7 protein-coding genes are annotated in these 8,792 nt (G+C 71.0%); all 7 read right to left on the bottom strand.

What is annotated here, in order from left to right:
- Window positions 1-261: 261 nt before the first annotated feature.
- On the bottom strand, window positions 262-915 hold the full coding sequence (locus ACIQM4_RS15600; RefSeq protein ID WP_401591459.1) for a hypothetical protein: 654 nt from the start codon (window positions 913-915) through the stop codon (window positions 262-264).
- 136 nt (window positions 916-1,051) lie between these two features.
- Window positions 1,052-2,509, bottom strand: coding sequence for an adenosylhomocysteinase (ahcY, locus tag ACIQM4_RS15595; protein WP_401591382.1), 1,458 nt, complete (start codon window positions 2,507-2,509; stop codon window positions 1,052-1,054).
- Between the two features lie 428 nt (window positions 2,510-2,937).
- Window positions 2,938-3,915 carry a cation diffusion facilitator family transporter gene (locus ACIQM4_RS15590; protein WP_401591380.1) on the bottom strand — a complete coding sequence of 326 codons (978 nt, stop codon included), beginning with the start codon at window positions 3,913-3,915 and terminating at the stop codon, window positions 2,938-2,940.
- A gap of 128 nt (window positions 3,916-4,043) precedes the next feature.
- Window positions 4,044-5,309 (bottom strand): mannose-6-phosphate isomerase, class I, encoded by a 1,266-nt coding sequence (gene manA, locus ACIQM4_RS15585; RefSeq protein ID WP_401591378.1) that lies wholly within the window; start codon window positions 5,307-5,309, stop codon window positions 4,044-4,046.
- A 162-nt stretch (window positions 5,310-5,471) separates the two neighbouring features.
- A complete protein-coding gene (locus tag ACIQM4_RS15580; RefSeq protein WP_401591376.1) occupies window positions 5,472-6,611 on the bottom strand; it encodes an SIS domain-containing protein in 1,140 nt (379 codons plus the stop codon).
- An 86-nt stretch (window positions 6,612-6,697) separates the two neighbouring features.
- Complete coding sequence (locus tag ACIQM4_RS15575; protein WP_401591374.1) at window positions 6,698-6,880, bottom strand: Trm112 family protein; 183 nt, start codon at window positions 6,878-6,880, stop codon at window positions 6,698-6,700.
- Between the two features lie 446 nt (window positions 6,881-7,326).
- A complete protein-coding gene (locus ACIQM4_RS15570) occupies window positions 7,327-8,691 on the bottom strand; it encodes a phosphomannomutase/phosphoglucomutase (protein ID WP_401591372.1) in 1,365 nt (454 codons plus the stop codon).
- Between the last annotated feature and the right edge of the window lie 101 nt (window positions 8,692-8,792).

Here is an 8,792-nt window from a genome sequence, read left to right as displayed (position 1 = left end):
ACAAGCGCGACTACATCTTCAACGGCACCCTCACCGTCGCAGCGATCGCCATCTGGCTCCGCGACACCGTCCAAGAGCCATCAGAAACGACCTAGGAGTCGGCCCAGAAGGCGCCGGGGCCCGTGGGCGGTCCGGCTTCTGTGGGCGCTGTGGTCTCCGTGGGTCTCGTGGGCCCCATAGGACCCACGTGCTCCGGGGACTCCGTGGGACCAGCGGCCTCGGTGGACTCCGTGGGCCCGTGTACTCCGGGGACTCCGTGCGCTACGTGGGACCAGCGGCCTCGGTGGGCTCCGTGGGCGCTGTTGGGAAGACGGACGGCGGTGTTTCCAGGTGTTCCAGCTCGATGCCCGGGGCCGAGAGCACGACGTCGCCCGCGAGGTGAATCTGGTGCTGTTCACCGGTGTCCAGGGCGTTGACCTGGTATTCGTCCACCATCAGGGGGCCGTTGTCAGTGGCGTGTGCTTCGCTCTTCACCAAGGCCCAGGACTGGTCGAGCGTACGTGGTGCCAGGACCGGGTCGGTGAAGGCGACCAGGCGGACGCGAGTGGCGGGGGAAGCGGGGGTGAGGCGCAGGAGACGGGCGACGGCGACGAGGAAGGCCGGGGATGTGCCGGTGAAGGCGTGGGCGCGGACATTGCCTTCGCTGGCGTGATCGCCGGACGGGTCGGTACGGACCCAGGTGACGCCGTCGATGGCGGCGCCTCGGATCTGCCAGCTCGATGCGTGGAGTTCGAGACGGATGGGGCGGCCGAGGTCGTCGAGGGCGAGGTCGACGGAGCCGGCGTGGTCGCCGGAGGGGGTGGTGGTCTGGGAGACGTAGCGCCAGCCGGAGGGGCCTGGGGCGCAGTGGAAGTGTTCTTCGCCGAGGGGAGTGTGATCGTGGGGATCGTGGAGCGAATAACGGCCGCGGGGCATGGGGTCCTTGGGGTTCTTTCCGTGCACCGTCCCGGTGTGTGAGCCGGGCGCGGGGCAGGCCCCCGGCACGGGGGTCCGGGGGCCTGCCTGACAGCTGGGGCTGTCTACTGCTGCTGAGCGGCGTGGTGCCGGTTGCTCAGTAGCGGTAGTGGTCCGGCTTGTAGGGGCCGTTGACGTCGACGCCGATGTAGTCGGCCTGCTCCTTGCGCAGGGTCGTCAGCTTGACGCCGAGGGCGTCGAGGTGGAGGCGGGCGACCTTCTCGTCGAGGTGCTTGGGCAGCACGTACACGTCGGTCGGGTACTCGGACTGCTTGGTGAACAGCTCGATCTGGGCCAGCGTCTGGTCCGCGAAGGAGTTGGACATCACGAAGGACGGGTGACCGGTCGCGTTGCCCAGGTTCAGCAGACGGCCCTCGGACAGCACGATCAGGACCTTGCCGTCCGGGAACGTCCAGGTGTGCACCTGCGGCTTGACCTCGTCCTTGACGATGCCGTCGATCTTCGCGAGACCGGCCATGTCGATCTCGTTGTCGAAGTGGCCGATGTTCCCCACGATGGCCTGGTGCTTCATCTTGGCCATGTCCGCGGCCATGATGATGTCCTTGTTGCCCGTCGTGGTGACGAAGATGTCGGCGATGCCCACGACGTCGTCCAGCGTCGAGACCTGGTAGCCGTCCATCGCGGCCTGGAGCGCGCAGATGGGGTCGATCTCCGTGATGATCACCCGGGCGCCCTGGCCGCGGAGCGACTCGGCGCAGCCCTTGCCGACGTCGCCGTAGCCGAAGACCACGGCCACCTTGCCGCCGATGAGGACGTCGGTGGCGCGGTTGATGCCGTCGATCAGCGAGTGCCGGCAGCCGTACTTGTTGTCGAACTTCGACTTCGTCACGGCGTCGTTCACGTTGATTGCCGGGAAGAGGAGGGTGCCGTCGCGGTGCATCTCGTACAGCCGGTGGACGCCGGTGGTGGTCTCCTCGGTCACGCCGCGGATCTCCGAGGCGAGCTGGGTCCACTTCTGGGGGCTCTCACCGAGGGTGCGGTTCAGGAGCGTGAGGATGTGGGCGTACTCCTCGGAGTCCGCGGTGGACGGGTCCGGGGCGGCGCCGGCCTTCTCGAACTCGACGCCCTTGTGGACGAGGAGGGTGGCGTCGCCGCCGTCGTCCAGGATCATGTTCGGGCCGCCGGTGGGGGTGTTCGGCCAGGTCAGCGCCTGCTCCGTGCACCACCAGTACTCCTCCAGCGTCTCGCCCTTCCAGGCGAAGACCGGGACGCCCTGCGGGTCCTCGGGGGTGCCGTTCGGGCCCACCGCGATGGCGGCGGCAGCGTGGTCCTGGGTGGAGAAGATGTTGCAGGACGCCCAGCGGACCTCGGCGCCGAGGGCGACGAGGGTCTCGATGAGGACCGCGGTCTGCACGGTCATGTGCAGGGAGCCGGTGACCCGGGCGCCGGCGAGCGGCTGGGTGGCGGCGTACTCGCGGCGGATCGACATCAGGCCGGGCATCTCGTGCTCGGCGAGAGTGATTTCCTTGCGGCCGAAGGCGGCGAGGGAGAGGTCGGCGACCTTGAAGTCCTGGCCGGTGGCGACAGTCGTCATGAAGAGCTGCTCCTCGTGAGGTGGTTCGAGGTGGTTACGGCTGATCTGCGGCGTCGGGCACACGAATGCCCGAGCATTCGCAGCGCAGTCCGTCGGAGGCCCTCTCTCCCTCGGCCGGTCCTGTGGACCGCCCGACCGCCATCAGCAGCGACGTCTGGCTAGGTTACGAACCTACACCGATCGGCCCAGCGGACCCCAGCCCGCCCCTGGAGTCCGGCTCGACAGAAGTGGGGCGGGCCCACGGGGCATTTCGGGATTCCGCGTATTCCCGGCCGGCCGACTGCTGGTGGTTGCCGCTGGTGGTGATGGGATCGCCGGACGTCGGGACGCCGCGGTACGGGGCCGGAATCGGGTGACGGGAACGGCCGAAGGCCCGCGCCCTGGTGGGCGGGGCCTTCGGTGTGAGGTGGGTCCGGTGCGGCGGGCGGTCAGTGTGCGGCGCCGGGGACGGGGCCCCCGGGCGTGTGGGCCGGGTCTTCGCCCTTGGCGGCCACGGACTCGCTGTAGATGTCCGGCTCAAGGTAGATGACGCGGGCGATCGGGACCGCGGCGCGGATGCGTTCCTCGGCGGCGTTGATCGCGGCGGCAACCTCGACGGCCGTGTCGTCGTGCTGCACGGCGATCTTCGCGGCCACGAGCAGTTCCTCCGGGCCGAGGTGCAGGGTGCGCATGTGGATGACGCGGGTGACGGTGTCGCCGTCCACGACCGCCGCCTTGATCTTCTCGACCTCGTCCGTGCCGGCGGCCTCGCCGAGCAGCAGCGACTTGGTCTCGGCGGCGAGGACGATCGCGATGACGATCAGCAGGATGCCGATGCAGAGGGTGCCGATGCCGTCCCAGATGCCGTTGCCGGTCAGGAGCGCGAGGCAGACGCCGCCGAGGGCGAGGACCAGACCGACCAGCGCGCCGAAGTCCTCCAGGAGGACGACGGGGAGCTCCGGGGCCTTGGCGCGGCGGATGAAGTCCTTCCAGGACTGGTTGCCGCGGGTGTGGTTGGACTCCTTGATGGCCGTACGGAAGGAGAAGCTCTCGGCGATGATCGCGAAGACGAGGACGCCGACCGGCCAGTACCAGGCCTCGATGGCGTGCGGCTCGTGGATCTTCTCGTAGCCCTCGTAGATGGCGAACATGCCGCCGACGGTGAAGAGCACGATGGAGACGAGGAAGGCGTAGATGTAGCGCTCGCGCCCGTACCCGAAGGGGTGCTCCGGGGTGGCCTCGCGCTTGGCCTTCTTTCCGCCGAGGAGGAGCAGGCCCTGGTTGCCGGAGTCGGCCAGCGAGTGGACGCTCTCCGCCAGCATCGAGGACGAGCCGCTGAAGAGGAACGCCACGAACTTGGATACGGCGATCGCGAGGTTGGCGGCGAGTGCCGCCACGATTGCCTTGGTTCCGCCTGACGCGCTCATGGGTACAGGGGTCCTTCCTGGGTGGCCGGGATGTCCTGTGACGTCCTGGATGCTGCGGCCCGAGCGCCGCTGTGGGTACGGCCGCACATTGTTGCAGCTTGCCGGGGGCGGAGGTGTCTGCCGGTGCGTCAGGCGACCACGGTGGCGCGGAACACCGTGCCGGGGCCGGACAGTTCGGCCGACTCTCCTGCCGGTACGAACACGGCCCGGCCGGGGGTGAGGCCTGCCCCGCCGACCTGCGGGGAGCCCGACGAGCAGAGGAGGATCTGCGGGGCGCCTGCTGCGAGGCGGACCGGAGCGGCGCCTTCCGCGAGTACGTAGCGGGAGAGCCGGAACTCGTCGGTCGGGGTGTCGTAGAGCTCCTCGCCTTCGGGCGACGCCTCGGGGCGCAGGACCCCGGGGTCGGTGGCCTCGAAGCGGACGACACGCAGGAGCTCGGGGACGTCGACGTGCTTGGGAGTGAGGCCGCAGCGCAGCACATTATCCGAGTTCGCCATGATTTCCACCCCCAGTCCGTCGAGGTACGCGTGTGGAACGCCGGCGCCGAGGAACAGGGCCTCGCCAGGCTGGAGTTCGACGTGGTTGAGGAGGACCGCGGCGAGGACGCCGGGGTCGCCCGGGTAGTGGTGGGCGAGGGAGGCGTACGCGGCGAGGGCGGCCGCCTCGGCGGGTGGCGTGCCGGGGGCTGCGGCCAGGCGCTCGGCGGCGGCTGCCGCCTCCGTGACGGTGGCGGCGATCTCCGTGCGGTCGGCGGAGAGCACGGCGGTGAGGACCTCGCGGAGTGCGGCTTCCTCGGGGCGGGCGCGGAGCAGGTCGACGTACGGCTTGAGGGAGTCGACGCCCAGGGATTCGAGGAGCGCGGCGGCCTCGGCGGGAACTCGGAAGCCGCACAGGCCGTTGAACTTGGTGAGCGCGCAGATCAGTTCGGGCTTGTGGTTGGCGTCCTTGTAGTTGCGGTCCGGGGCGTCGATCGGGACCTGACGGCGTTCCTCGTCGGCGTACCCCTCCTGCGCCTGGGCGAGGTTCGGGTGGACCTGCAGCGAGAGCGGTGCTCCGGCGGCGAGCACCTTGAGGAGGAACGGCAGCCGCGGGCCGAACTTCTTCACTGCTGCGGCGCCCAGCTCGGTCTCCGGGTCGGCGGCGATGACGTCGGAGAGCGCGTGGGTCTCGGGGTCCTGCCGCGACGGGACCCGGCCTGCCGCCGGTTCCGCCGCACCCAGCGGGGAGCGCTCGGCGCGGGCAGGTGCGCGTTCGATGCGGGAGGGTGCGCCGGGGTGGGCGCCCATCCAGAGTTCGGCCTGCGGTTCGCCGGTGGGTTCGGTGCCGAGCAGTTCCGGGATGGCGGTCACCGAGCCCCAGGCGTAGGGGCGCACGGTGTTGGCGAGGCGGTCCATGGTGGCTCTTTCGGGTCCGGGGGCCGTGGGTTCGGAGTCAGTCCCGAGCTTGGGTCGGAGTCGGTCCGAGAGCGAAGAAGCAGGGGAGGTACTGGAGCGGTGGGGGTGCTGGAGTGGCGGGGGTGTTGGTCGGGCCGGCGGAGGCCGGTGGGGTGAGGGGGGTCAGCCGGCAGGGGGCGCGGTGGCGGCGAGCGCGAGGTAGGCGGTCGCGAAGTCCGTGACGGCGAGGAGTTCGGCGAGGCTTTCCAGCTCGCTGCCCTCTTCCGGTTCGAGTTCGCTGAGGGGCGTCTCGTGGCCCAGTGCGAGTTCGCGCGCGGCGGGCGCTGCGGAGAGGCCGCCGGTGGGGCGGTCGCGCAGGAGCACCACATGGGCGCGGAGGGCCTGCGGTTCGTCCACGCGGTCCCGGAAGAAGTCCTCCGGGTCGGCCCCTGCGGCGTACCCGCCGGAGAGCAGCATTCCGTGTGCGGGCAGGGCCTCGGGGAGTTCGGCCGCGAGGGCGGGACGGCCGGCCAGCTCGGCGAGTACGGCGGCGAACCGCCTGCCCACCGGGCCCGCGAGCGCGCCTTCGGTCCAGACGAGCGGGAGCGAGTCGGCGAGCTCGGAGGCGAGGGTCTTGGCGGGGTTGCTGTACGTCGCGATGGCGGGGCCGCAGCGCTCGGCGGTCTGATCGAGGCGGTCGGCAACGAGGTTGAGGGTCTGCGCCGGCGCGGACAGCAGACCGAGCCGGTCCAGCAGTACGAGCAGCGGGGTGAGCAGTGCCCAGAGCGGGCCGGGGCCCGCGGTGGTGCCCTCGTCGTACTCCTCGTAGGGAGCCGTCGCCATGGGGACGACCAGGCCGTGCACTCCGCCGATGGATTCGCTGAGCGGGGAGCGCTGGGGTGCGACCGCCACGACCGTGCAGCCGCGGCGGTATGCCTGCTCGGCCAGCAGGGCGAGACCCGGTTCCGCGCCGTCCGTCGTCACGATCAGGAGGAGGTCGACGGAGCCGGCCCAGCCGGGGAGGGTCCAGCGCAGGGCGCCGGCGGCGGGGGCGACGCCGACCGGGTGCAGGCTCGTCACCGGGCAGGCGGCTCCGGCGAGCGCGGTCACCAGGTCGGCGACTCCGGTGGCGGCGACGCCGGGTCCCGCAATCAGTACTGCGCGGGGGCGGCCCTCCGGTTTGAGGTCGGGCAGACCTGCCTCGGTGGCATGCCGGACCGCGGTGCGTACCCGGGCTCCGGCCTCGGCCGCGCCGCGGAGGAGACCGCGGTGGTCGGCTCGGGCCAGCGTTTCCGGGGCGTCCAGCATCGACTCGTCGAGCATGGGATGAAGCCTCCGATCGCCTTGCGCGGAACTTGCTGGGGACTTGCGCGGCCGTGGGCCTTGCCGTCCAGGGGGTGTCGCAGTGGTCAGGCGGGGCGGCGGGCCTCGTCGACGAGGAGCACCGGGATGCCGTCCCGGACCGGGTAGGCGAGACCGCAGTCCTTGCCGGTGCAGACCAGCTCCGGCGTGGCCGCGGCCGTCTCGTCGCCGAGCGGGGCGTGGCAGGCCGGGCAGGCGAGGATCTCCAGGAGGCCGGCTTCGAGCGGCATGGGGTGGTCCTTTCAGATGTACGGGTGCGGGTGCGGTGCGTGCGGGTGCCGTACGTCCGCTTGCGGTGGCGTGCACTTGCGGTGCGGATTGGGCGAGGTCAGCGTACCGCCGGTGGGGTGGGGACAGGGTTGGCGAGGCAAGGTCCCGAGACGCGGCAGGGTTTCGAGACGCATCAAGGCCCCGGGGCAAGTCAGAGCCCCGGGGCGAGCCAGTCCCGAGGCAAGCCAAGACCCCGGGGCGAGCCAGGGCGCCAGAGCGAACCGGGTCCCGCGGCGAGCCGGGTATCCCGGAGCGAGCCGGTCCCGAGGCGAGGCAAGGTCCCAGGGCATGTCAGGGCCCCAGGGCAAGTCAGGGTCCCAGGGCAAGTCAGGGTCCCAGGGCAAGTCAGGGTCCCCGGGGCGAGGTGGGGTCAGGGATGGGGCAAGGTCCCGGGGCAAGTCAGCGTTCAGGGGGTGAGCAGGGTGAGGACCTGGGTGCGGATTTTCTGCATGGTGGGCTCGTCGCGGGCCTCGACGTTGAGGCGGAGCAGGGGTTCGGTGTTGGAGGCGCGGAGGTTGAACCACCAGTCGGCGGCCGTGACCGTCAGGCCGTCGAGGTGGTCGAGGGTGACGTCGTCCCGGTCGGCGTAGACGTCCGCGACCGCGGCGGTGGCGGCGGCCTGGTCCGCGACGGTGGAGTTGATCTCGCCCGAGCCGACGTAGCGGTCGTACGAGGAGAGGAGCGCGGAGAGCGGGCCCTCCTGGCCGCCGAGCGCCGCCAGGACGTGCAGGGCGGCGAGCATCCCGGTGTCCGCGTTCCAGAAGTCCTTGAAGTAGTAGTGCGCGGAGTGTTCGCCACCGAAGATCGCGCCCGAGGTGGCCATTTCGGCCTTGATGAAGGAGTGGCCGACGCGGGTGCGGACCGGTGTCCCGCCGTGCTCGCGGACGACCTCCGGAACCGACCAGGACGTGATCAGGTTGTGGATCACGGTGCCCTTGCCGCCGTTGCGCGCGAGCTCGCGGGCGGCGACCAGGGCGGTGATCGCCGAGGGTGACACTCCGCGGCCGCGCTCGTCGACCACGAAGCAGCGGTCCGCGTCCCCGTCGAAGGCCAGACCGAGGTCGGCGCCCTCGGCGAGCACGCGCGCCTGCAGGTCGACGATGTTCTTCGGGTCGAGCGGGTTCGCCTCGTGGTTCGGGAACGTGCCGTCCAGCTCGAAGTACATCGGGACGAGGGTGAGCGGGAGGGAGGAAAACACGGTGGGGACCGTGTGACCCCCCATGCCGTTGCCCGCGTCGACGACGACCTTGAGGGGGCGGATCGAGGAGAGGTCGACGAGGGAGAGGAGGTGCGCCGCGTAGTCCGTCAACGTGTCGCGCTGCTCAAGGGTTCCCGGGGTGGGGGCCGGGGCCGGGGCACCCGTCCGCGACCAGTCCTCGACGAGGCTGCGGATCTCGGCCAGGCCGGTGTCCTGGCCGACCGGGGCCGCCCCCGCACGGCACATCTTGATGCCGTTGTACTGCGCCGGGTTGTGCGAGGCCGTGAACATCGCGCCCGGCAGGTTCAGCGCGCCCGACGCGTAGTAGAGCTGGTCCGTCGAGCAGAGGCCGATCTCGGTGACGTCCGCCCCGCGCGCTGCGGCTCCACGCGCGAAGGCGCGCGAGAGACCGGGCGAAGAGGGGCGCATGTCATGCCCGACGGCGATCGCATCGGCATCCGTGACCTGCACGAAGGCTGCTCCGAACAGTTCGGCGAGCTGCTCGTCCCACTGGTCGGGGACCACCCCCCGCACGTCGTACGCCTTCACGATCTGGGACAGATCAGCAGTCACGGGCCACCCCTCAAGAAAGTCCTGTTCGGTCGCCCCAAACTACCCGTACGGGGGTTCTTTGGACCGGGCGGTGACTTTCGCGGGGTACCTGGCCCGCGGGG

The sequence above is a fragment of the Streptomyces sp. NPDC091272 genome (assembly GCF_044757485.1).
GTDB lineage: Bacteria > Actinomycetota > Actinomycetes > Streptomycetales > Streptomycetaceae > Streptomyces.
The sequence above is the reverse complement of the archived record's forward strand: the minus strand, read 5'-3'. Positions and strand labels throughout refer to the sequence as shown.